The organism is Amycolatopsis sp. NPDC054798 (assembly GCF_053611505.1).
Genome location: NZ_JBSHAM010000053.1, coordinates 33,228 through 55,925 on the forward strand (window position 1 = coordinate 33,228; position 22,698 = coordinate 55,925).

Here is a 22,698-nt window from a genome sequence, read left to right on the forward strand (position 1 = left end):
GATGCGCCGGAGCCGCCACGGCTGGCGGCCAGCTTGCCGAACTGGCTCACCGTGGTCGAGCAGCATCGGCCGCGGCTGCTTCACCGACTGAACGCTGCCGGTCGCGACCGTCTCGCCGCAACCGAGCGGAGTGGGTCGCGGCTGCCGGACCAGAGCTGGGCAGAGTCGGCCGCTGCCTCACCACAGGCGGGCAGAATTTGTCGTGGCCGCCTCGCCACCGCTGAACGAGGCCGGTCGCGGCTGCCTCACCACCGCTGAACGAGGCCAGTCGCGGCTGCCTCACCACCGCCGAGCGAAGCCAGTCACGGCTGCCCCACCACCGCCGAGCGGCGCCGGTCGCGACTACCGCGGTCAGGCAAGCGCGCCCTCGAATACCTTCGCAGCTCCCGGCGAACGCGAACTCCGCCGTCGTCCGATACCGAACCCACGAGCGGTCAGGCCAGCGCCTCGTCCAACGCCTTCGTGATCCGCTTCAACGACACCGGATGCGCCGTCCCCAGCGTCTGTGCGAAGAAGCTCACCCGAAGCTCCTCGATCATCCACCGCACCTCCGCCAGCGCCGGCGAAGGCGTCCCGGGCGGCAGCTCGGCCAGCGCGTCCTGGTACTCCTTCGTGATCCACGCGACGTCGGCCATGCGCTGCAGGTCCCGGGTCTGCTCCAGCGGCAGCTTCTCCAGCCGCCGTTCGATGCCGCGCAGATACCGGACCACGTTCGACAGCCGCCCCGCGCCCGTTTCCGTCACGAAGCCCGCGTGCACCAAACCGTCCAGCTGACGCCGGATGTCCGCCAGCGACTCGGCCGGGCCGCGCGTGTCCGCCAGGCGTGTCTCGACGTCGATGGCCGCGCGCAGGATCCGCTCGACCTCCGTCAGCACCTCCAGCACCTTCGAGTTCAAGCCTGCCCGCACCTTTTCCAGCAGTGCGGCGAAACCCGATTCGTCCCACACCGGACCGCCGGACGAGGCCATCAGTGCGTCGACCGCACAGTCGACGCAGTCCTCCAGCAGGCCCGCGACGCTGCCGTGCGGGTTGCGGTTCAGCACGAGTTTCGAGGAGTTCGACAGCGACCGCGTAATGAACTTCATCGGCGAGTTCAGGTTCAACCGCAGCATCCGCCGCGTGCCGGCCCACATCGCGTGCTGTTGCTCGGCGGGCGTGTCGAGCAGTCGTACGGCCACCGACGAACCCTCGTCCACCAGCGCCGGGTACGCCTTCACGTCGTGGCCGCGCCGGGTGGAGGCGAACACCTTCGGCAGTTCGCCGAAGGACGGCTGCACCAGCCCGGCCTTCTCGATGCTGTTGGCGGCCTTGGAAATCGTCTCCCGCACACGCGGCGCGAGACGGCGTTTCAGCTCGTCCAGGTCCTTGCCCTCGGCCACCCGCTTGCCGCGCTCGTCCACCACGCGGAAGGTCATCCGGAGGTGGTCCGGCACCGTCGAAAGGTCCCACGCCGAACGCGGGACGTCGATGCCGCGCATCGCGTGCAGTTCGTCGCCGAGGATGTCGAGCAGCGGACCGTCCGAAGGGGACATTCGCGTCAACGCCTCGGCGGCCGTGTCGGGGGCCGGGACGAAGTTGCGGCGCAGCGTTTTCGGCAGCGACTTGATCAGCTGCGTCGCCAGTTCGCCGCGCAGGCCGGGCACTTGCCAGTCGAATCCGTCCGGCGTCACCTGGTTCAGCACCGGCAGCGGGATGTGCACGGTCACGCCGTCGGCGTCCGCGCCGGGCTCGAACTGGTAGGTCAGCTTGAAGACGTGCGTGCCCTGCGTCCACGAGTCCGGGTAGTCCGATTCCCGGACCGCGCCCGCGACCTCGTTGATGAGCATGGACTTCTCGAACGACAGCAGGTCCGGCTCGGTCCGCCGCGCCTTCTTCCACCAGCTGTCGAAATGCCGCACGGACACGACGTCTTCGGGCACTCGCGCGTCGTAGAACTCGTACAGCGTCTGGTCGTCCACCAGGATGTCGCGCCGCCGGGCCCGGTTCTCCAGGTCCTCGACCTCGTCCAGCAGCGCGCGGTTCTCGGCGAAGAACCGGTGGTTCGTCTGCCAGTCGCCCTCGACCAGCGCGTGCCGGATGAACATCGCGCGCGAGATCTCCGGGTCGATCCGGCCGTAGTTCACCCGCCGGTCGGCGACGAGCGGCACGCCGTACAGCGTCACCTTCTCGGTCGCCATCACCGCGCCCTGCTTGCGTTCCCAGTGCGGCTCCGAATACGAACGCTTCACGACGTGCTGCGCGAGCGGTTCGACCCAGTCCGGTTCGATCCGCGCGTTGACCCGGCCCCACAGCCGCGACGTCTCCACCAGTTCGGCCGACATCACCCAGCGCGGCTGCTTCTTGAACAGCGCCGAACCGGGGAACACCGAGAACCGGGCCCCGCGCGCGCCGAGGTAGTCGCCCTTCGCCGGGTCTTTGAGCCCGATGTGCGACAGCAGCCCGGCGATCAGCGCGGTGTGCACGTGCTGCGGTTCGGCGGGCGTGGTGCTGAGCGTGATGCCGAGCGGTTTGGCGAGCTGCCGCAGCTGGCCGAAGATGTCCTGCCATTCGCGGATCCGCAGGTAGTTCAGGTACTCGGTGCGGCACATCCGGCGGAACTGGTTGCCGGACAACGTCTTCTGCTGTTCGCTGACGTACTCCCACAGCTTGAGGCAGGAGAGGAAGTCCGACGTCGGATCGGCGAACCGGGCGTGCTGCGCGTCGGCGGCCTGCTGCTTCTCCGCCGGCCGCTCGCGCGGGTCCTGAATGGACAGTGCGGCGGCGATGATCATCACCTCGCGCACGCAGCCGTTGCGCGCGGCCTCCAGCACCATCCGGCCCATCCGCGGGTCCACCGGCAGCAGCGCGAGCTTCCGGCCGACCTCGGTCAGCTTCGAGGAATCGCCGGTCTCGAACGCGCCGAGTTCCTGCAGCAGCTGCACGCCGTCGGTGACCTGGCGGCGGTCCGGCGGCTCCACGAACGGGAACGCGTTCATGTCGCCGAGGCCGAGCGAGGTCATCTGCAGGATGACCGACGCCAGGTTCGTCCGCAGGATCTCCGGGTCGGTGAACTCCGGCCGCGATTCGAAATCCTCTTCGGAGTACAGCCTGACGCAGATGCCGTCCGAGGTACGCCCGCAGCGGCCCTTGCGCTGGTTCGCCGACGCCTGCGAAATCGCTTCGATCGGCAGCCGCTGCACCTTCGTGCGGTGGCTGTAGCGGGAGATGCGCGCGGTGCCCGGGTCGATCACGTACTTGATCCCCGGCACGGTCAGCGACGTCTCGGCGACGTTCGTGGCCAGCACGATCCGCCGCCCGGTGTGCCGCTGGAACACGCGGTGCTGATCGGCCGCGGACAGCCGCGCGTACAGCGGCAGCACCTCGGTGTTCCGCAGTTCCAGCCGGTTCAGCACGTCCGCGGTGTCGCGGATCTCGCGTTCGCCGGAGAGGAACACCAGGATGTCGCCGGGGCCTTCGCCGGACAGCTCCTGCACCGCCTCGGCGATCGCCTGCGTCTGGTCTCGGTCCGGATCGCCCTCGGGATCGTCCGGGTCCGCGAGCGGGCGGTAGCGCACCTCGACCGGATAGGTCCGGCCGGAGACCTCGACGATCGGCGCGTCGTTGAAATGCCGCGAGAACCGCTCCGGGTCGATGGTCGCCGAGGTGATGACGACCTTCAGGTCCGGACGGCGCGGCAGCAGCTGCTTGAGGTAGCCGAGGATGAAGTCGATGTTGAGGCTGCGCTCGTGCGCCTCGTCGATGATCAGCGTGTCGTACTGGCGCAGCATCCGGTCGGTCTGGATCTCGGCCAGCAGGATGCCGTCGGTCATCAGCTTGACCAGGGTGTCCTGGCCGGACTGGTCGGTGAACCGGACCTTGTAGCCGACCGTGTCGCCCAGCTCGGTCTTCAGCTCGCTGGCGATCCGGTCGGCGACCGTGCGCGCGGCGAGCCGGCGCGGCTGGGTGTGCCCGATCTGCCCGCGCACCCCGCGGCCCAGCTCCAGGCAGATCTTCGGCAGCTGCGTGGTCTTGCCCGACCCGGTCTCCCCCGCGACGATCACCACCTGGTGGTCGCGGATCGCGTCGCCGATCTCGTCCTTGAGCCTGCTGACCGGCAGCTCGGCGGGGTACTCGATCTTCGGCACGCTTTCGCGGCGCTGCTGCACGCGCAGCAGCGCCGTTTCGACGTCGGCGGCGATGCGCTCGACCGTCTCCTGCTTGTCACGAGACCGGCGCGCGCCGTCGAGACGACGGCGGAGCCGGTGCTCGTCGCGCAGCATCAGTTCGGGCAGCTGGGCGCGCAGCTCTGCGAAGGGGGATGGAGTGGACATACTTGGGCTAAGGATAGCCGTGCGTGACCGTGCTGGCTTCCGAATATGCCGCGAGTGACAGCCCGGCTCCCCGGCTCACGGCACCGGGGCTGGCCGCGGCCGCACGAGCTTGGCCGGGAGCAGCCAGGTCAGCCGGTCTGAGCGGAGCACGGCGAGCGGCCCGATCACGGCCAGGAGCAGCACGTACCCGGCGACGAACGGGGCCACCCGCGAGTCGAGCCCGGCCGCGGTCGCCATCGCCGCCAGCACCAGCGAGAACTCGCCCCTGGTCAGCACGGTCAGCCCGATGTTCACGCCCTCCTGCCGGTCGAAGCCGTGCAGCCGGGCGGCGAACGCTCCGGCGGCGAGGTTCAGCACCAGCGTCAGCACGACCGCGGCGAGCACCGGGAGGACGACCGTGCCGACCGCGCCCGGGTCGATCGACAGCCCGAAGATGAAGAAGAACAGCGCGCCGAAGGCGTCCCGCAGCGGCAGCACCAGTTTGTGCACCCGCGGCGCGACCTGGGAATTGCCGAGCATCATGCCGACCATGAACGCGCCGATCGCGTCGGATACGCCCACCTCCTCGGCCACCGCGGCGCCGAGCACGGCGACACCGACGAAGCAGACGGTGAGCAGTTCGTCGTCCGCCGAACCGAACAACCGCGACACCAGCCGTCCGCCCCAGCGGGCCAGCGCGGCGAGGACGAGGAGGAAGCCGAACGCCTTGCCGAAGTCGGCGAGCGCCGCGCCGAATCCGTCCGCGCCGGACAGCACCGGCTGCAACAACGCCAGGTACAGCGCGAGGAACAGGTCTTCCAGCACGATGATGCCCATGATCAGCCGGGATTCGCGGTTGTTCATCCGCCGCGTTTCCAGGAGCAGCTTGGTGACGATGGCCGAGGACGAGATGCCGATCGCGCCGGCGATCACCAGCGCCTCGCGCGCGCCCCAGCCCAGCGCGAAGCCGAACGCGAGCCCGCCGCCGACGTTCAGCACCAGGTACGCCACCCCCGCACCGGCGAGTCTGGCGCCGCCGCGGGCGAGGTCGTCGAGCGAGAACTCCAGTCCGAGATAGAACAGCAGGAACACGAGACCGAGCCCGGCCAGCACGCCGAACTCGGCCGGGTCGTCCACAAGGGACAGTCCAGGGGTGTGCGGGCCGAAGACGAAACCGGCCAGCATGAACAGGGGAATCGTGGGCAGCCCGATGCGGGCGCCGAGGCGGGCGAGGGCGCCGGCGGCGAGAAAAGCGCCGCCGACGGCCAGCAAAGCATGACCGTTGCTCATGAAATCCTCTTAAGAGCCGGGTACAGGCGGGGAACGAGTACTCAGCAGCCGGGAGGTGCCCGCGCCGCGGCGGGCGCCGGCGCGCGGTCCAGTTCGACCGGCGGCGCGGCGGAAAACGGGACAGCGCACCAGTCTGGCCGGGCGAGGCGGATCTCGCCCGGGGTGTCGGCGAGCGGCAACGGATGCGCGGCGACGAGATGCGGGCCCTGTTCCTGGACCAGGGCCGGTTCGAGATCGTGCGGACGCGGGCCTGCCGGGCCCGGGCCGGGGACCGCGACGCCGAGCAGGAGCAGTGCGGCGAGCAGCAGGACGAGGATGGACTGGTGCCGTGGCGCGGGAGCGGCGGCGGCAGTCGTCATCTCGGAGCGAGTTTACCATGTCTTTAATGTGTGCCGAGCACTCTCGCCGTGCTCCACAGTGGACAGTCCATCTACGACTTCCGTGGTTCCAGCGGATTTTCGGCCGCCTTCAGGCACTCTTCATCATCCACAGTGGACGGATTGCGTTCACATCCGTGAAAACTTTTCGCATCCCTTGCCCTGCGGCTTCACGCTCGGTTATCGTGGCGCTACGCCGCAGCAGTACCCGGAACCGGCCCCTTCGCCGGTCCGGCCGCCTTGCCCACGTACCGCGGAAAGGGATTCCCCTCATGCGCAAGACGATGCGGCCCACGCTGGTCGCCGGACTCACGGCTGCCTCGGCCCTCGCCCTCGTGCTCAGCACCCCCGCCCTCTCGGCCGCCGCCGTGCCCGCCCCGCTCGCCGCCTCGGCGGCCTCGGTGCTCGGCTCCGGCGGCGACCTCGCGTCTCCGGAGAAGAAGGAGATCGCGATGCAGCTGGTGTCGAGCGCGGAAAACTCCTCGCTCGACTGGAAGAAGCAGTACTCCTACATCGAGGACATCGGCGACGGCCGCGGCTACACCGCGGGCATCATCGGGTTCTGCTCCGGCACCGGCGACATGCTCGAACTGGTGCAGGCCTACACCAAATCCGTGCCGGACAACCCGCTCGCGAAGTTCTTGCCCGCACTGGAAAAGGTCAACGGCTCAGATTCGCACGACGGTCTCGGCTCGGCCTTCGAAAGCGCGTGGAAAGAAGCCGCGGGCACCGAGGAATTCCAAGCCGCGCAAAACAGCGAGCGCGATCGCGTGTATTTCGACCCGGCGGTGAACCAGGGCAAGTCGGACGGTCTCGGCGCGCTCGGCCAGTTCATCTACTACGACGCCATCGTGATGCACGGCCCCGGAACGAGCACCGACAGCTTCGGCGGCATCCGCGACGCAGCGCTGTCGAAGGCGAAGCCACCCGCCCAAGGCGGCGACGAAACGGCGTACCTCAAGGCGTTTCTCGACGCGCGCAAGGTGGTCATGAAGAAGGAAGAAGCGCATGCGGACACGTCCCGCGTGGACACCGAGCAACTGGTGTTCCTCAATGACGGCAACCTCGATCTGCACACGCCGCTGAAGTGGAAGGTCTACGGCGACCCGTACGAGATCAACTGAGCCACCGGCAGGTTCTCGCGGTCGACGCGCACAGCGCGTCCGGGTGGGACCACGACCGCGGCCGCTGGGTACGGACCCTCGGTCCGTACCCAGCGGAGGTCGGCGCGCAGGGAATCGGCGTCGCGCGCGAAGGGATTTCCGTTACGCCCGCCGGAACCTGGCCGCTCACCGAGGCGTTCGGCATCGCTCCGAATCCCGGTACCCGGCTTCCCTACCGGCGAGTGACCACTTCGGACTGGTGGGTGTCCGATGTGCACTCTCCGCTCTACAACACGCATTACCGAGGCACCTCGGGCCTATTCGACGAAACCGCCGGAGAGAACCTCGGCGCCGCTGGCCCGGCGTACGCGCACGCGGTGGTGATCGACTACAACCGCTCGCCAGTCGTTCCCGGCGCCGGTTCGGCCTTCTTCCTGCACGCGGCCACCGGCGGACCGACCGCCGGCTGCGTCGCCTTGGCTCTCCCCGACCTGATCGCGGTGCTGCGCTGGCTCGATCCCGCGCGGCATCCCGTCATCGAGATAGCTGATCCAGCGTCCGCGTGTTGATGACCCGATCCGGCCCGATGCCCGCGTTTTCCGCGCGCTCGCAGCCGTAGACCTGCCAGTCGAGCTGACCGGGCGCGTGCGCGTCGCTGTCGATCGCGAACTCGCACCCCAGTTCGACGGCCTGGCGCAGCAACCGCATCGGCGGATCGAGCCGGTCCGGCCGCGAGTTGATCTCGACCGCCACCCCGTTTTCGCGGCAAGCGGTGAACACCTTCTCGGAGTTGAACTGCGACTCCGGCCTGCTGCGCCCGCCGACCAGCCGTCCGGTGCAGTGCCCCAGCACGCGGACGTGCGGATTCTCGACGGCAGCCAGCATCCGCGGCGTCATCTCGCGCGCGGGCATCCGCAGCTTCGAGTGCACGCTCGCCACAGCGAAGTCCAGCTTCTCCAGCAGCTTCTCGGTCTGGTCGAGCGCACCGTCGTCGAGGATGTCGACCTCGATGCCGTGCAGGACGCGAAACGGGGCCAGCTGCTCGTTCACCCGCGCGACCTCGTCCATCTGCGCCCGCAACCGCTCCGCGGACAGCCCGCGCGCGACCGTCAGCCGCGGCGAGTGGTCGGTGAGCACGATCCACTCGTGCCCCAGCTCGCGTGCCGTCTCGGCCATCTCCAGGATCGGGCTGCCGCCGTCGGACCAGTCGGAATGCGTATGACAGTCGCCGCGAAGCGCCGTACGCAACGCACCGCCGTCCGGCAGCCTGCTCTTGGGCAGCTTCGCCGCGTACGCGGGCGTACGGTCGTGCCACGCGTCTTCGATGACCCCGGCAGTGGCTTTGCCGATCCCCTTCAACGCCTGAAGCGTCTTCGCGCCGACGCGCGACTCCAGCTCGTCCTCGGACAGCCGATCGACCACTGCGGCGGCCTGACGGAACGCGCGTACCCGGTAAGTCGGTTCACCGGCGCGTTCGAGCTGGAAGGCGATGTCGCGCAGCGCGCGGGCCGGGTCCATGCCTCCTGTTTTACCCGCTCAGCCGCGCCGGGGCAGCTCGTGCAGTTCGACATCGCCGAGACGGCCGTCGCGGATCTCGGCGGTTTGATAGGTGCAGAACGGCTGCCGTCGCCGGTCCGTGGGCGAACCGGGGTTGAGCAGCCGCAGCCCGCCGGGCGTCGTCGAGTCCCACGGGATGTGGCTGTGCCCGAAGATCAGCACGTCCACGTCCGGATACAACGCGTCGCAGCGGGCCGCGCGCCCCTTGGCGTCGCCGGTTTCGTGGACCACCGCCAGCCGGACGCCCTCCAGCGTCTCCCGGGCTACCTCGGGCAGGCGTTTCCGCAGTTCAGGCCCGTCATTGTTGCCGTAAACGCCGATCAGCCGAGCGCTGCGGGCCGCAAGCTCGTCGAGGGTGTCCACGTCGACCCAGTCGCCCGCGTGCACCACGACATCGGCGTGCGCGACTTCGTCCCAGACCTGCGAGGGCAGTTCTTTCGCCCGCTTCGGCAGGTGGGTGTCCGCGAGGAGCAGCAAGCGCACGCCGTCACTCCTCCCCGATCGCCTCGAGCACGTGGTCGAGGAACGCCGCGATGTGCGCGCGCAGCAGTTCGGCCGCGCCGTCCTCGTCGCCCTTCTTCGCGGCGGCGAGCACCGCCTTGTGCTCGTTCCATTCCTTGCGCCAGCTGGGATTCGCGTCCCAGCCGACCACCGTGATCAGCGCCGCGCGGTCGCGCAGGTCGTCCAGCATCGACACCATCAGCGGATTGCCGCAGCCCGCGTACAGCGTGCGGTGGAACCGCCGGTTCAGCAGGCTCAGCGTGGTCTGGTCGGCATCCGCGTCCGACGCTTCCTTGAGGATCTGCCCGGCCTCGTCGAACGACGTGCGGTCCGCCGCCCGCACCGCGCGGCGCAGCGCTTCGGGCTCCAGCACCATCCGCACGTCGTAGACCGACCGCGCCAGCTCCGCGTCGACCACGCACACCGACGCGCCCTTGTACGGGCTGAACGTGACCAGCCCGGTGTTGGACAGCACCTTGAGCGCTTCGCGCACCGGCGTCTTCGACACCCCGAGCCGCGCGGCCAGCTCCGCCTCCACCAGCTGCTGGCCGGGCACCAGCTCGCGGGCGAGAATGCCGCGCCGGATCTCCTCCAGCACCACCTCGGTGCGGGAGGCGGGGAGGCTGAACGTGGACGGCATGCCGACCCTCCTGGCTTTCGCGCTCGTCCCCGCACATTCAACCAGGCGGGCGTCTCCGAGCGTCGACACGTACGATCATATATCAGATGCCATCCGTCTTCGAAGGGACACGGCCGCGATGAAGGCACCCGAGGACCTGCGCAGCCACCGCTGGTTCGGCGGCGACGACCTGCGGAATTTCAGCCACCGCACCCGCGCCCGGCAGCTCGGCTACGAGCCGGAAGAGCACCTCGGCAAGCCGGTGATCGGCATCCTCAACACCTGGAGCGACATCAACCCGTGCCACCAGCACCTGCGCGAACGCGCGGAGCAGGTCAAGCGCGGCGTGTGGCAGGCGGGCGGATTTCCGCTGGAGTTCCCGGTGGCGACGCTGTCGGAGACCTATCAGAAGCCGACGCCGATGCTGTACCGGAATCTCCTGGCGATGGAGACCGAGGAACTGTTGCGGTCCTATCCGGTCGACGGCGCGGTGCTGATGGGCGGCTGCGACAAGACCACGCCGGCGCTGCTGATGGGGGCGGCGAGCGCGGGGTTGCCGTCGATTTTCGTGCCCGCGGGTCCGATGCTGCGCGGAAACTGGCGCGGCGAAGTGCTCGGCAGCGGCACCGACATGTGGAAGTACTGGGACGAACGGCGCGCGGGCACGATCGGCGACCGCGAATTGGCCGAACTGGAACGCGGCCTCGCCCGCTCCCCCGGCCACTGCATGACGATGGGGACCGCGTCGACCATGACGTCCGCGGCCGAGGTGCTGGGGCTGACGCTGCCCGGCGCGGCCTCGATCCCGGCGGTCGATTCCGCGCACCACCGGATGGCCGCGGCGAGCGGCGCGCGAATCGTGGACATGGTGTGGGAAGACCTCGCGATCACGAAGATCCTCGACGAGCACGCGTACGCCGACGCGATCACTACTGTGCTGGCGCTCGGCGGGTCGACCAACGCGGTGATCCACCTGATCGCGATGGCTGGGCGCAGCGGGATCTCCTTGTCCCTGAAGGATTTCGACGAGATCGCCCGCCGGGTGCCGGTGCTGGCGAACATCCGTCCGGGCGGCGATTGGCTGATGGAGGACTTCTATTACGCGGGCGGCCTGCCCGGGTTGCTGTCCCGCTTGACCGATCTGCTGCACCTCGACCGCGTCACCGTCACCGGTCGTCCGCTCGCCGATTCTCTCGCCGACGCCCGCGTGCACAACGACGACGTGATCCGCCCGCGCGACCACCCAGTCGCCAGCGAGGGCGGCGTCGCCGTGCTGCACGGAAACCTCGCTCCCAGCGGTGCGGTGATCAAGCACATCGCCGCCGACCCCGCTCTGCTCACGCACACCGGTCCGGCAGTGGTTTTCGACAACTACCCAGATTTGAAGAAGCGCATCGACGACCCCTCGCTGGGCATCACCGCTGATTCCGTGCTGGTGCTGCGCGGGTCCGGTCCGCTCGGCGGTCCGGGGATGCCGGAGTACGGGATGCTGCCGATCCCGGCGCACCTGCTGGAACAAGGCGTGCGGGACATGGTGCGCATCTCCGACGCCCGGATGAGCGGCACCAGCTACGGAGCGTGCGTGCTGCACGTGGCACCGGAATCGCACGTCGGCGGACCGCTCGCACTCGTCCGCGACGGCGATCTGATCACCCTGGACGTGCCTGCCCGGACGTTGCAGTTGCAGGTGGACGACGCCGAACTGCGGCGTCGCCGCGATTCGTGGGCCGCTCCGGCACCGCGGTTCGAGCGGGGTTACGGTGCGCTGTACGCGGAGCACATCACGCAAGCCGACGAGGGCTGCGACTTCGACTTCCTCGCCCGCGCCGGCGCCAATCCGGAACCGGACGCAGGGTGACCCTCGTGAGTGCTGATCACGGTGAGAACCGCGATCAGCACTCACGACTGAGGGTGACCGGTTTGTTCCGCTGGGGGCAGTAGTCCGGCATGTCCGGCTCGGCCCGTACGCTGTGCCCCTGACCGCAGCGAATCGAAGGGGTCGTGAGGTGCAGTACGAACCGCGCTGGCCGGAAACCGACAGCGACCAGACCGAGATCCTGCCGGTCGTGCCTCCGGAAGAACCTCCGGTCCCGCCGCGGAGGCGCGGCCTGCGCAAGGCGGGCTGGATCAGCGGCGGCGTGCTCGGCGTCCTGGTCGTCGCCTACCTCATCGACCTGCTGACCAGCCAGGGCCGGGTGCCGCGCGGCGTCGTCGTGGCCGGCGTGGACGTCGGCGGGCTGGAGCGGCCGGTCGCCGAACGCGAGCTGCGCGGGAAGATCGAGCCCCGGCTCACCCAGCCGCTCACCGTCACCGCGGGCAACGCGCACACCAAGCTGTCGCCGACCGACGCCGGGCTGGGGCTCGACTGGAGCGGCACCCTCGACCAGGCAGGCGACCAGCCGATCAACCCCTTCACCCGGCTCGCGTCGTTCTTCAGCACGCGGGAACTGGGCGTCGTGTCGCACGTCGAGGGCGCGAAGCTCGACCCGGCGCTCGAGGAGCTGCGCGGCCGCGTCGACCGGGAGCCGGCCGAAGGCACGATCCGGTTCGACGGCACCACGCCGGTCGCGGTCCCGCCGCAGGCCGGGCAGAAGCTGGACGTCGCGGCGGCGCGGGCGAAGGTGCTGAGCGGCTGGGCTTCGGGCAGCGAGCTGACGCTTCCGGTCGCGCCGACGCCGGTGCGCACCACGGCCGAGGGCGTCCAGCGCGCGCTCGCCGAGTTCGCCAAACCCGCGGTGTCCGCGCCGATCGTCGTCAAGGGCGAAGGCGCGGACGCGACGCTGACGCCGGAGCAGATCGCCGGCGCGCTGACGTTCGTGCCCGGCGACGGCGGCGGCCTCGCCCCGCAGATCGACCCGAAGAAGGTCACCGACGCGCTCGCGCCGCAGCTCAAGTCCACCGAGCAGGAGGGCAAGGACGCGGCGATCGCGTTCTCCGGCGGCAAACCGGTCGTCGAACCCTCCGCGGACGGCAACACGGTCGACTGGGAGCAGAGCCTCAAACCGCTGCAGAACACGCTCAAGCAGACCGATTCGCGCGAGCTGAAGGCGATCTACAAGAAGACGCCCGCGAAGGTGACCACCGAGCAGGCGGACAAGCTGGGCGTCAAGGAAGTCATCGGCGAATTCAGCACCGGCGGGTTCGCCGCCGACTCCGGCACGAACATCCGCGTGGTCGCGGAGAAGGTCAACGGCGCGATCGTGAAGCCGGGGGAAACGTTCAGCCTCAACGGATTCACCGGCCCGCGCGGGCGTCCGCAGGGCTACGTCGAGGCGGGCGTGATCGAGAACGGCGCACCGGCCCGCGAGGTCGGCGGCGGCATTTCGCAGTTCGCCACCACGCTGTACAACGCGGCGTACTTCTCCGGGATGAAGGACGCCGGGCACAAGGAACACAGCTACTACATCAGCCGCTACCCGGCCGCGCGCGAGGCGACGGTGTTCCAGAACCCCAACGGCGCCAGCGTGATCGACCTGAAGTTCACCAACGACTCGGACACCGGCGTCGCGATCCAGACCGTCTGGACGCCGTCGTCGATCACCGTGAAGCTGTGGGGCACCAAGCGCTACACCGTCGAATCGGTCCCCGGCGAGCGGACGAACCCGACGCCGCCGCCGACGAAACCGGGTCCGGCGGAGAACTGCCACGCCTCCAACGGCGCGCCCGGTTTCACCGCGAGCGACACCCGGATCCTGCGCGACGCCTCGTCCGGCCGGGAGGTTTCGCGGCACACGCGGTCGGTCCGCTACAACCCGCAGCCGAAGATCACCTGCGGGGAGTAGCGAGCCGCTGCACGACCGCGGCCACCGCCAGCTCGACGGCGAAGGCGAACTCCGCTTCGTGATCGCACCGGGCCAGATGCGGCGCGGATTCCACGACGGCGGGCAGTCCGGCCTGCTCGAGTTCGGCGCGGCGGCGGGCGATTCCGTCCTCGTCGGTGACGCCGAACGCCGGTCCCGCACCGGCCTCGCGCAGGAGCGAGCCGACGACGACGGCAAGGAGCGACCGCAGCAGGTGGACCGCCTCCTCGGGCGACGCTCCTGCCTTGCGCAGCACCGAAAGCACCGCCTCGACCGGCGCGAGCGCGGCGGCTGAGGGCAACTGTCTGGTTAGGACCAGCGCGGCGGCCTGCGGATGCGCGCGGGCCGCTTTCCGGAAGGCGTGGGCGATCGCGCGGAGGTCTTCTTCGGGCTGCCCGGCCGGGTCCGGGAGATCGATCCCGCCGAGCACGTGCCCGGCGACCGCGTCGAGCAGCCCTTCCTTGCCGTCGACGTGGTGGTAGAGGCTCTTCGCGTCCACGCCGAGGCGCTGCGCGACGGTCCGCATGCTCACCGCTGCCGCGCCGTCGGCGTCGACCACTTCCAGCGCGGCCGTCAGGATCGCCTCCCGCGACAGCCGGGCGTCTCCCTTGCGCGGGCGTCCCCGGCGCGTCGTGGTGTTCACGGTTCCATCATGGCGCACTTGCGATATACCCACACTGTGGATTAAATTGCCGTCGCGCTCTCCCGGTTTGGAGGAACCTGTGGACCCGTTGGCCATCCCCGCGCCCGAAGTGCTGCGCGCCCGGCAAAAGCTCGTCCTCGACCACTTCCGCGACGAGGTCCGCCAGGAGTGGGACGACGTGCTGGCGACGTTCCCGCATCCGCGTTACGAGATCGTCCCGACGATGACCGTGCACGACGGCGATTCCGCGGTGCGCGGCTACTACGACGAAACGCGCCGCGCTTTTCCCGATCAAGACCACGAAATCATCGCGCTGCGGCACAGTGCCGATGCGGTAATCGTCGAGTTCTGGCTTCTCGGCACCCATCGCGGACCGCTCGGCAAGATTCCGCCGACCGGACAGCGGTTCCGGGTCCGGATGACCGCGTACTTCCTCTTCGACGCCGGCGAACAGCTGGTGTGCGAACGCATTTACTTCGACACGCTCACCATGCTCCGCCAGCTGCTGCGCGCCTACGATGTCCGGAAACCCGCCTCGTGGCCCAAGCTCGTTCGCGCGGTGCGGGGGTTGCTGGCGATGTCCGGTGAGCCGGACCCTCGGCTTTCTGACACCACTCCGCCCGCTTTTTGTCGGTGACCCCGCGTACAGTCAGGCGCACACCACGGGAAGGGGGAACCGGTGTCCGACGACGCGGCCATGGGGCTTTACGGACTCACCAAACGGTTCGGGACCACGCTGGCAGTAGACGATGTGCGGCTGGAGGTGCCGCGCGGATCGTTCTTCGGCCTCGTCGGACCCAACGGAGCCGGGAAAACGACGTCGCTGTCGATGGCGGTCGGCCTGCTCCGGCCGGACGCCGGCGAGGCGCGGGTGTTCGGAGTGGACGTCTGGCGGGAACCGGAACGGGCGAAAAGCCTGATCGGCGTTCTTCCGGACGGATTGTCCATTCCGGAGCGGCTCACCGGGCGGGAACTGCTGACGTACATGGGCCTGCTGCGCGGGCTCGCGCCGGACACGGTCGCCGAACGCGCCCAGGAACTGCTCGGGGTGCTGGAGCTGACGGACGCCGAGCGCACGCTCGTCATCGACTATTCCGCGGGCATGCGCAAGAAGATCGGCCTCGCGACGGCGTTGCTGCACGGGCCGCGGCTGCTCGTGCTGGACGAGCCGTTCGAAGCGGTCGACCCGGTTTCGGCGTCGACGATCCGCACGATTCTGCAGCGGTTCGTCGCCTCCGGCGGCGCGGTCGTGCTGTCGAGCCACGTGATGGCGTTGGTGGAACAGCTGTGCAGCCACGTCGCGGTGATCACGCGCGGGCGCGTCGTCGCTGCTGGCGCGGTGGCGGACGTACGCGGCGAAGGCACGCTGGAAGACGCGTTCGTGCACATCGTCGGCGGGCGGACCGGCGGGACGGAGGGGCTGGCGTGGTTGGCGTCCTCGTCCGACTGAAGCTGCGAGTCCTGCGCAATTCGCTGCGCGGGCGGCAGATCGCCGGAATGATCGTCGGCGGCATCTTCGGTCTGCTGGCGGCGTTGTTCACCATCGGCATCGCCGTGTTCCCGGTGCCGGAGGCCCGGATCACGGTCGACCTGCTCACCTCGGTGTACGCGGTCTGGATGGCGGGCTGGGTGCTCGCGCCGATCGCGACCGGCGGCGGGGACGACACCCTGCGGCCGGAACATTTCGCGCTGCTGCCGATCCCCCGGCGCAAGCTGGCGGTCGGCCTGCTCGCGGCGAGCTTCGTGGGCGTCACGGCGCTGGTCAGCTTGCTGGCGTTCCTCGGCTTGGTGTTCTACGGGCTGCGGTTCGGCGCCGGCGCGGCGTTCGTCGGACTCGTGTTCACCGTGCTGCAGCTGGCGTTCGTGGTGCTGCTGTACCGCGTGGTGATGGCCGCGCTCGGAGCGCTGCTGACGTCGCGCAAGGGCAAGGAGCTGGGCATCATCCTGGTGGCGCTCACCGGGTTGTCCGGCGTCGCGGTGAACTACGTGATGAGAAGCGTCGGCCCGGCGATCGTCAGCGGCCAGATGCCCGGTTTCACGAGTGTCATGCACGCCCTTCCCTCCGGCTGGGGCACGCTCGCGGTACACGCGGCCGGAACCGGCGAGTGGGGCCTCGTCGGCGGTCTCTTCGCCGCGCTGCTCGGTGTCGTGGCGGTTCTCATCGTGGTCTGGGGCGCTCTGCTGGTCCGCCAGGCCACCACGCCTTCGTTCCGCGGAGCCTCCCGGACTCGCGCGAAGAGCACCCGCACTCGGCGCAGCCTGCTGCCCGCCACCCCGGTGGGAGCCGTGGCGCGCAAGGAGCTTTTCACCTGGTGGCGAGACGCCCGCCGACGCGTCGCCCTGCTGTCGACGTTGCTCATCGGCTTCGTCATCACCGTCGTGCCAGCCCTGTCCGGCGGCGGCGAGCGGTCGGTGATGCTGCCGTATTTCGGGGTCGCAGTGGTGATTTTCGCGTCCATGCAGTCCGGCAACCTGTACGGGATGGACGGCAGCGCCCTGTGGCACACGCTGGTCGTCCCCGGAGCCGAACGAGCCGACATCCGGGGCCGCCAATTGGCGTGGGCGTTGATCGTCGCTCCCGTGGCCTTGGTGCTGGCCCTCGTCCTGCCCGGCGTCACCGGCGTGCCGGGCGCGTACCCGTGGGTGCTCGGACTGGTCCCGGCAACGCTGGGCGCCGGAGCCGGGGTCTTGATGCTGCAATCCGTCTTCCTCGCGTTCCCGCTCCCGGATCAACGCCGCAGCGGCAGCCCGTGGTCGTCCGGCGGCCGCCCCGGCTGCGCCCGTGCGGCCCTGATGCTGGCCACGACGCTGCTCATCGTGCTCGGCGCGTTGCCGGTGGTGGCGCTGTGCGCGGCCGGGAAGCTGGCGGACCTGCCGGTGCTGCAGTGGCTGGGCATCCCGGTCGGCATCGCGACCGGCGTCGCGCTGGCCTGGTGGTGGGGTTCGCTCGCGCAGCAACGGCTGACGGCGCGGGGCCCGGAGCTGCTGGCGACCGTCTCCAAGGAACGGTGACGGTTTTCTCGCCGAGGTGTCGCATGGCGTCGTACGCGTTCGTAGCCGAGGCGAGAGATCCCGTTCCAGGAGTTCGTCACGAAGCAGTGCTTGCTGGCCGTCCACGCGGACGAAACCGCGCTGGACCGGCGATGGAGCGTGGAGGATCCGCCGGAAGCCGTCTCCGGCGGGCACCGGTTTTTGTCGGTGGGTGCCGGTAAGTTCGGTTGCATGGCGACACTGGTGACGTTTCACGCCCATCCCGACGACGAATGCATCATGACCGGCGGCGTGATGCGCAAGGCGGCCGACGAGGGGCACCGGGTGGTGCTCGTGGTGGCCACCCGCGGGGAAAAGGGCGAGATCCCCGAAGGACTGCTCGACGACGGCGAACAGCTCGCGGACCGGCGAGTGCAAGAGACCCACGCGGCGGCCGAGGTGCTGGGCGTCTCGCGGGTGGAATTCCTGGGATACCAGGACTCCGGGATGATGGGCGACCCGTCGAACGACGGCCCGGACACGTTCTGGAGCGCCCCGGTCGAGGAAGCGGCGGAGCGGCTGGCGGCGATCCTGCGCGAGGAATCGGCCGACGTGCTCACGGTGTACGACGACTTCGGCGTCTACGGCCACCCGGACCACATTCAGGTCCACCGCGTCGGCATGCGCGCGGCCGAACTCGCGGGCACGCCGCGGGTCTACCAGGGCTCGGCGAACCGCGACCAGATCCGCCAGGCCGCCGAAGCCGCGCGGGCCGCGGGCGAGGAAGGCGGCCCGGACGAGGAGATGACCATCGGCAAACCGGCGGCCGAACTGACCGCCGAAGTGGACGTCATGGCGTACCTGAAGGTGAAGCGGGCGGCGATGCGGGCGCACCGGAGCCAGATCAGCGAGGAATCGTTCTTCCTGGCCCTGCCGGACGACAAGTTCGGCCAGGCGTTCGGGACGGAATGGTTCATCCGGGAAGGGCAGGGGCCGGGGGTGACGGAGACGGATCTGATGAAGGGACTCTGACCGGGCTCGGGTGAGCCGCGGGGTGCGGGGTTTCGCTGCGGGTTTCCGGCGCTGCTCGCGGGGCTGAGCCGGGGTGGCTGGCCGGTATCGGAGGGTTGCTCGGAGGGAGCGGTTTCTCGGCGCGGGTCGCGGGGGCGAGCCGGGACGGCGGGCCGATACCGGCGAAGTCGCCCGGAGAGAGCAGTTTCCGAGGCCGGGTGCAGTACTGCCCCGGAGCGGCTGGTCGGTACCGGCGGAATCGCCCGAGGGAGCAGCCTCCCCGCGCGAATCGCAGGACCGAGCCGGGACGGCGAGCCGATACCGGCGAAGTCGCCCGGAGGAACCAGTTTCCGAGGCGGAGTGCAGTACTGGCCTGGGGCGGCTGGTCGGCACCGGCGGAATCGCCCGAAGGAGCAGCTTCCCAGCGCGAAGCGCAGGACCGCGCCAGGTCAGAGCCCCGTGCCCGCCGGATTGCCCCTGAACGCGGTTTCCTAGCGCGGGCCAGGCGAGCAACCCTCACGCCCGCGCCGCAGGTCCCGTCTCCCCCACCCGGTCCGCCGCCAAACGCACTGCGTCCAGAATCTTCTCGTACCCCGTGCACCGACAAAGGTTTCCCGCCAAAGCCTCGCGGATCTCCGGGTCCGTCGGCGCGGTCACGCGGTGCACGAGCTCGTGCGCAGCGACGATCAGCCCCGGCGTGCAGAAACCGCACTGCACGGCACCGGCGTCGACGAAGGCTTGCTGTACCGGGTCCAGTTCGTCGCCGTCCGCTAAGCCTTCTACGGTGCGGACAACCCTTCCCTCGGCCTGGCCCGCGGCGACCAGGCACGAACACACCGGAGTACCGTCCAAATACACCGTGCACGAACCGCATTCGCCTTGTTCGCAAGCGTTCTTCGATCCCGGCAAACCCAATTGATCGCGCAGCACGAAGAGCAGGCTCTGCCCTTCCCAGACCTCGTCGACAGTGCGCGGCTCGTCATTGACAGTGAGGTTCAGGCGCATTTCGGCTGCCCGCCTTTCCGATAGTCTTCCCAGGCCCAGCTCAACGTCCGGCGGGCCAGTACGGCGATCGCGTGTACCCGGTAGTCGGCACTGCCGCGGACGTCATCGATCGGGGACGCGGCACTCGCGGCCAGCTCCCCGAAGCGGCGTACGACCGGATCTGGCAGCGGAGAGCGGGATTCCCACGAATCGGAGAGCGCGTCGCGGAGAAAGTTTTCGGCGGCGGTGGCTCGGCGCGGCGTCGGGGCGGCCGACCCGACCGCTGCGCCTGCCCAGCCCGTTTCCGGGGCCAGGTCCAGGGCGAACGAGCACACTGCGATGACCATCGCGTTGCGGGTGCCGACTTTCGCGAACTGTTGCGGGCCGGTCGCGACCGGCAAATGAACGGCGGCGATCAGCTCGTCCGGGGCGAGTGCGTTGCGTTTGACGCCCTGGTAGAACTCCGTCGCCGGGATCATCCGGGTGCCGCGCACTGACGCGACTTCGATCGTCGCGTCGCAGGCCAAAAGGGCGGGGTGGGCGTCGCCGGCCGGGGAGGCCGCGCCCAGGTTTCCGCCGACGGTGCCGCGGTTGCGGATTTGCGGGGAGCCGACGGTGCGGCTGGCCATCGCCAGGCCGGGGAGCCGCGTGCCGAGTTCGGTGATGATCCGGGTGTAGGGCACGCCCGCGCCCAGGCGGATCCGGCCGTCGTTTTCCGTCCACTCGGTCAGGTCGCCGACCCGGGTGAGGTCGAGCAGCGCGGCCGGACGGCGGTGGTCGAAGTTGAGTTCGACCAGGACATCGGTGCCGCCTGCCAGCGGAACGGCGTCCGGGTGGGCGGACTTGGCGGCCAGGGCTTCCGCCCAGCTCTTGGGGGTCAGGAAATCCACGGGGCACCTCCGGGAGGCTGCTGCCGGTTCGGGGCGGACGGCACGGGCGCGCGGCGGGGCGAGTCAGCGGTTCCGGGCGGAGCGGGGCTGCGGTTCATCGTTGATGCTTTCTCGATCGGAAGCAGACGGAGGGCGGGTGAGCGGAAACCTGCGATTTCCTTCGCGTGTGACTAGCGGGGCCGGGGAGGCAGGCGATCGCAACGGAAGTCACTGCGGGGTCAGCCAGAGCACCGCACCCGGCCATAGCATCGCGAGGCACTCACGAAGCGGCAGGCAAGCCGCGTTCCCTGGCCAGGGCGATGTCGTCCGGGCGGATGGGGGCGTGCGGCAGGGGCAGGCCGGTCGCGGCGCGGAGGGCGTTCAGGATCGCGGGGGTCGAGGACAGCGTCGGCGGCTCCCCGACTCCGTTCAAGCCGTACGGCGAGTCCGGGTGCGGGAATTCGAACAGGCTGATCGGCATCGGCGGCACGTCCAGGACGGTCGGGATCAGGTAGTCCGTGAAGGACGGGTTCCGCACCCGGCCCTCGCGATCGACCAGGATTTCCTCCATCAAAGCCAGTCCCAGGCCCTGTACGCTCCCGCCTTCGATCTGGCCTTCCACCGCCAGCGGGTTCATCGCCTTGCCGACGTCTTGGGCAGTCGCCAGTTCGACGACCTTCACCAGACCCAGTTCGACATCCACATCGACCACCGCTCGGTGGGCGGCGAAAGCGAAAGCGATGTGCGCGTCGCCCTGGCCGGTTTCCGGATCGATGCCTTGGGTGGGGCGGTGGTGGTATTCGAAGGTGTGCGCGATGGTGTCCGAACCCACCAGTTCGGCGATGGAGCACACTGCGCGTCCGGCGGTGTCCAAGACTTGGTCGTTGCTCAAGGAAAGCGCGGGCAGTCCGCTGGCCTCGGACGCCCGGCGCAGGAGTTCGCGGGCGATGTAGCGGCAGGCTCCCTGCACGGCTCCGGTCGACATCCACGTCATCCGGGAGGCGGACGCGGAGCCTGCGTCGCCGATTTGGGTGTCGGCGGGGAGTACGACTACCCGCGATACGCCTAGTTCCGTGCTCGCCACTTGCGATTGGACCGTCGTGACGCCTTGTCCGCATTCCGCGGCGGCGGTGTGCACCGAAACGACCGGAGCGCCGTTCACGACGGCCAGTGCGACTCGAGCGGTCGAGATGTCGTCGACGCCTCCTGAGTAGCCGATCGCTTTCACTCCGACCGCGTAGCCGACTCCGCGACGCACCCCCTCGCCGTGCGTCGTGTTGGCGGCTCCGCCGGGCAGGGAAAGCAAATCTGTGTCAGCGGCGGGTGGCAAAGGACGGTCACGAAGTGCTCGCAATAGTTCCGCGACCGGGGCTGGGCCGTCGACAGCTTGGCCGGTGGGCAAGACAGTTCCGGTGGTCATGGCGTTGCGGAGGCGCAGTTCCATGGGGTCCATGCCTAGCGCGGCGGCGAGTTTGTCCATATTGGACTCACAGCCGTAGGCGGATTGGACGGCGCCGAAACCGCGCATCGCTCCACACGGCGGGTTGTTCGTGAATACTGCCAGGCCGTCGATTTCGGCGTTCGGGACGTCGTAGGCGCCGGTGACGAAGTAGCAGGCGTTCGCGATGACCACTGGCGAAGTCGAGGTGTAGGCACCGCCGTCCAAAACCAGGCGTGCCTTCACGTAGACCAGGCGACCGTCCTTGGTGGCTCCGTGCTCGTAGCGCATCTTCGCCGGATGGCGGTGCACGTGGCCGAAGAAGGATTCGTAGCGGTTGTAGGACATTTTCACCGGGCGGCCGAGGCGCAAGGCGAGCATGCAGGCGTGCACGTGGACGGAGAGGTCTTCTCGCCCGCCGAAGGCACCGCCGACGCCTGCCAGTGTCAGCCGCACTTTTTCTGGCGGCAAGCCAAGGCAGGGAGCCAGTTGTTCCAGGTCTTTGTGCAGCCATTGCGAGGAAACGTAAAGCTCGACGCCGCCGTCCTCGGCGGGGATCGCCAGGCCGGATTCCGGGCCAAGGAAAGCCTGGTCCTGCATGCCGACGTCGTATTCTCCGGTGACTACGACGTCCGCTTCGGCGCGGGCGCGTGCCATATCGCCGTGGCGGATTTTCACGTGCCGCACCAGGTTTCCGTCTGGATGGATGGGGCGGACGCCCTCGTCCAGTACCGTCATCGGGTCCGTGACCGGGGTCAGCGGTTCGTAGTCGACGACGATCAGTTTCGCGGCCTGGCGCGCGGTTTCCGGGTCGTCGGCGGCGACCAGCGCGACCGGTTCGCCGTGGTAGCGGACCTCGTCCGCGGCGAGGACCGGCTGGTCGGCGGATTTCATTCCGTAGGTTTTCGCGCCGGGCACGTCCTCGTGGGTCAGCACGGCGTGCACGCCTGGCTGGGCGAGGGCTTTGCTTGTGTCGATCGATCGGATCCGCGCGGCCGCGTACGGGCTGCGCAGCGTGGTCGCCCAGACCATGCCCTCGATCCACAAATCCGACGAGTAAGCGAACCGGCCGGTCACCTTGGCGGTGCCGTCCGGCCGGAGGGCGCTTTCGCCCACCCCGGCGGCTTTCCCGGTTTCCGCGGCGCGTACCAGCGAGTCCACAGTGACCACCAGCTTTCCTGCTTTGCCGACTGCACGGGATTCAACACGTGTAGACCTGGACTGTCAACGGCTCTTCGGGTATCGTC

At 69.4% G+C, this 22,698-nt stretch carries 18 protein-coding genes; 8 read left to right on the forward strand and 10 right to left on the reverse strand.

The genetic code is table 11. The annotated features are described in order from the left end of the window. Positions 1-434: 434 nt before the first annotated feature. The 3 genes from hrpA to ACWGIC_RS28530 form a co-directional block, all read right to left on the reverse strand. Positions 435-4,310 (reverse strand): ATP-dependent RNA helicase HrpA, encoded by a 3,876-nt coding sequence (hrpA, locus tag ACWGIC_RS28520; RefSeq protein ID WP_452079002.1) that lies wholly within the window; start codon positions 4,308-4,310, stop codon positions 435-437. 75 nt (positions 4,311-4,385) lie between these two features. Then, positions 4,386-5,579 carry a cation:proton antiporter gene (locus ACWGIC_RS28525; RefSeq protein ID WP_452079003.1) on the reverse strand — a complete coding sequence of 398 codons (1,194 nt, stop codon included), beginning with the start codon at positions 5,577-5,579 and terminating at the stop codon, positions 4,386-4,388. Positions 5,580-5,620: 41 nt separating this feature from the next. Next, complete coding sequence (locus tag ACWGIC_RS28530; protein WP_452079004.1) at positions 5,621-5,938, reverse strand: hypothetical protein; 318 nt, start codon at positions 5,936-5,938, stop codon at positions 5,621-5,623. A 290-nt stretch (positions 5,939-6,228) separates the two neighbouring features. Between ACWGIC_RS28530 and ACWGIC_RS28535 the strand changes: the two genes are divergently transcribed. Together ACWGIC_RS28535 and ACWGIC_RS28540 are read left to right on the forward strand one after the other, a co-directional pair. Further along, on the forward strand, positions 6,229-7,080 hold the full coding sequence (locus ACWGIC_RS28535; protein ID WP_452079005.1) for a chitosanase: 852 nt from the start codon (positions 6,229-6,231) through the stop codon (positions 7,078-7,080). Further along, the gene (locus tag ACWGIC_RS28540) at positions 7,044-7,628 is read left to right on the forward strand and encodes a L,D-transpeptidase family protein (protein ID WP_452079006.1); all 585 of its coding nucleotides are present in this window, start codon (positions 7,044-7,046) and stop codon (positions 7,626-7,628) included. Before ACWGIC_RS28535 ends, ACWGIC_RS28540 begins: the two co-directional genes overlap by 37 nt. On the opposite strand, the gene ACWGIC_RS28545 is transcribed toward ACWGIC_RS28540, so the two are convergent. Genes ACWGIC_RS28545 through ACWGIC_RS28555 form a run of 3 tightly spaced genes read right to left on the reverse strand, consistent with a single transcriptional unit; the run spans position 7,594 to position 9,757 of the window. Further along, the gene (locus ACWGIC_RS28545; protein ID WP_452079007.1) at positions 7,594-8,577 is read right to left on the reverse strand and encodes a PHP domain-containing protein; all 984 of its coding nucleotides are present in this window, start codon (positions 8,575-8,577) and stop codon (positions 7,594-7,596) included. The genes ACWGIC_RS28540 and ACWGIC_RS28545 overlap by 35 nt on opposite strands. An 18-nt stretch (positions 8,578-8,595) precedes the next feature. After that, positions 8,596-9,099 carry a metallophosphoesterase family protein gene (locus ACWGIC_RS28550; protein WP_452079008.1) on the reverse strand — a complete coding sequence of 168 codons (504 nt, stop codon included), beginning with the start codon at positions 9,097-9,099 and terminating at the stop codon, positions 8,596-8,598. A 4-nt stretch (positions 9,100-9,103) separates the two neighbouring features. After that, positions 9,104-9,757, reverse strand: coding sequence for a GntR family transcriptional regulator (locus ACWGIC_RS28555; protein ID WP_452079009.1), 654 nt, complete (start codon positions 9,755-9,757; stop codon positions 9,104-9,106). 118 nt (positions 9,758-9,875) lie between these two features. On the opposite strand from ACWGIC_RS28555, the gene araD reads away from it, so the two are divergent. After that, on the forward strand, positions 9,876-11,594 hold the full coding sequence (gene araD, locus ACWGIC_RS28560) for an L-arabinonate dehydratase (protein WP_452079010.1): 1,719 nt from the start codon (positions 9,876-9,878) through the stop codon (positions 11,592-11,594). A gap of 148 nt (positions 11,595-11,742) precedes the next feature. After that, positions 11,743-13,518, forward strand: coding sequence for a VanW family protein (locus ACWGIC_RS28565; RefSeq protein ID WP_452079011.1), 1,776 nt, complete (start codon positions 11,743-11,745; stop codon positions 13,516-13,518). On the opposite strand, the gene ACWGIC_RS28570 is transcribed toward ACWGIC_RS28565, so the two are convergent. Then, positions 13,502-14,179, reverse strand: a complete 678-nt coding sequence (locus tag ACWGIC_RS28570; protein WP_452079012.1) for a TetR/AcrR family transcriptional regulator C-terminal domain-containing protein — start codon at positions 14,177-14,179, stop codon at positions 13,502-13,504. The genes ACWGIC_RS28565 and ACWGIC_RS28570 overlap by 17 nt on opposite strands. 79 nt (positions 14,180-14,258) lie before the next feature. Here ACWGIC_RS28570 and ACWGIC_RS28575 point away from each other — a divergent pair, with 79 nt between their 5' ends. From ACWGIC_RS28575 to ACWGIC_RS28590, 4 genes are all read left to right on the forward strand, one after another. After that, on the forward strand, positions 14,259-14,816 hold the full coding sequence (locus ACWGIC_RS28575) for an ester cyclase (RefSeq protein WP_452079013.1): 558 nt from the start codon (positions 14,259-14,261) through the stop codon (positions 14,814-14,816). Between the two features lie 42 nt (positions 14,817-14,858). After that, positions 14,859-15,629 (forward strand): ATP-binding cassette domain-containing protein, encoded by a 771-nt coding sequence (locus ACWGIC_RS28580; protein ID WP_037817506.1) that lies wholly within the window; start codon positions 14,859-14,861, stop codon positions 15,627-15,629. Next, on the forward strand, positions 15,605-17,191 hold the full coding sequence (locus tag ACWGIC_RS28585; protein WP_452079014.1) for a hypothetical protein: 1,587 nt from the start codon (positions 15,605-15,607) through the stop codon (positions 17,189-17,191). Before ACWGIC_RS28580 ends, ACWGIC_RS28585 begins: the two co-directional genes overlap by 25 nt. A 210-nt stretch (positions 17,192-17,401) precedes the next feature. Beyond that, positions 17,402-18,181, forward strand: a complete 780-nt coding sequence (locus ACWGIC_RS28590) for a PIG-L family deacetylase (protein WP_452079015.1) — start codon at positions 17,402-17,404, stop codon at positions 18,179-18,181. A 495-nt stretch (positions 18,182-18,676) separates the two neighbouring features. Here ACWGIC_RS28590 and ACWGIC_RS28595 read toward each other — a convergent pair whose 3' ends face one another. The 3 genes from ACWGIC_RS28595 to pucD form a co-directional block, all read right to left on the reverse strand. Further along, on the reverse strand, positions 18,677-19,165 hold the full coding sequence (locus ACWGIC_RS28595) for a (2Fe-2S)-binding protein (protein ID WP_452079016.1): 489 nt from the start codon (positions 19,163-19,165) through the stop codon (positions 18,677-18,679). Continuing rightward, entirely contained in the window at positions 19,156-20,034 is an 879-nt protein-coding gene (locus ACWGIC_RS28600; RefSeq protein WP_452079017.1) for an FAD binding domain-containing protein, read from the reverse strand. The genes ACWGIC_RS28595 and ACWGIC_RS28600 overlap by 10 nt, the downstream gene beginning before the upstream one ends. A gap of 259 nt (positions 20,035-20,293) precedes the next feature. After that, positions 20,294-22,621, reverse strand: a complete 2,328-nt coding sequence (gene pucD, locus ACWGIC_RS28605; RefSeq protein ID WP_452079018.1) for a xanthine dehydrogenase subunit D — start codon at positions 22,619-22,621, stop codon at positions 20,294-20,296. Positions 22,622-22,698: the final 77 nt, after the last annotated feature.

What these genes read in the sequence shown, in the direction of transcription:
- araD (WP_452079010.1), top strand. Translation starts at nt 9,876, where the DNA reads ATGAAGGCACCCGAGGACCTGCGCAGCCACCGCTGGTTCGGCGGCGAC.
- ACWGIC_RS28555 (WP_452079009.1), bottom strand. Translation starts at nt 9,757, where the DNA reads ATGCCGTCCACGTTCAGCCTCCCCGCCTCCCGCACCGAGGTGGTGCTG.
- ACWGIC_RS28530 (WP_452079004.1), bottom strand. Translation starts at nt 5,938, where the DNA reads ATGACGACTGCCGCCGCCGCTCCCGCGCCACGGCACCAGTCCATCCTC.
- ACWGIC_RS28590 (WP_452079015.1), top strand. Translation starts at nt 17,402, where the DNA reads ATGGCGACACTGGTGACGTTTCACGCCCATCCCGACGACGAATGCATC.
- ACWGIC_RS28595 (WP_452079016.1), bottom strand. Translation starts at nt 19,165, where the DNA reads ATGCGCCTGAACCTCACTGTCAATGACGAGCCGCGCACTGTCGACGAG.
- ACWGIC_RS28525 (WP_452079003.1), bottom strand. Translation starts at nt 5,579, where the DNA reads ATGAGCAACGGTCATGCTTTGCTGGCCGTCGGCGGCGCTTTTCTCGCC.
- ACWGIC_RS28545 (WP_452079007.1), bottom strand. Translation starts at nt 8,577, where the DNA reads ATGGACCCGGCCCGCGCGCTGCGCGACATCGCCTTCCAGCTCGAACGC.
- hrpA (WP_452079002.1), bottom strand. Translation starts at nt 4,310, where the DNA reads ATGTCCACTCCATCCCCCTTCGCAGAGCTGCGCGCCCAGCTGCCCGAA.
- ACWGIC_RS28535 (WP_452079005.1), top strand. Translation starts at nt 6,229, where the DNA reads ATGCGCAAGACGATGCGGCCCACGCTGGTCGCCGGACTCACGGCTGCC.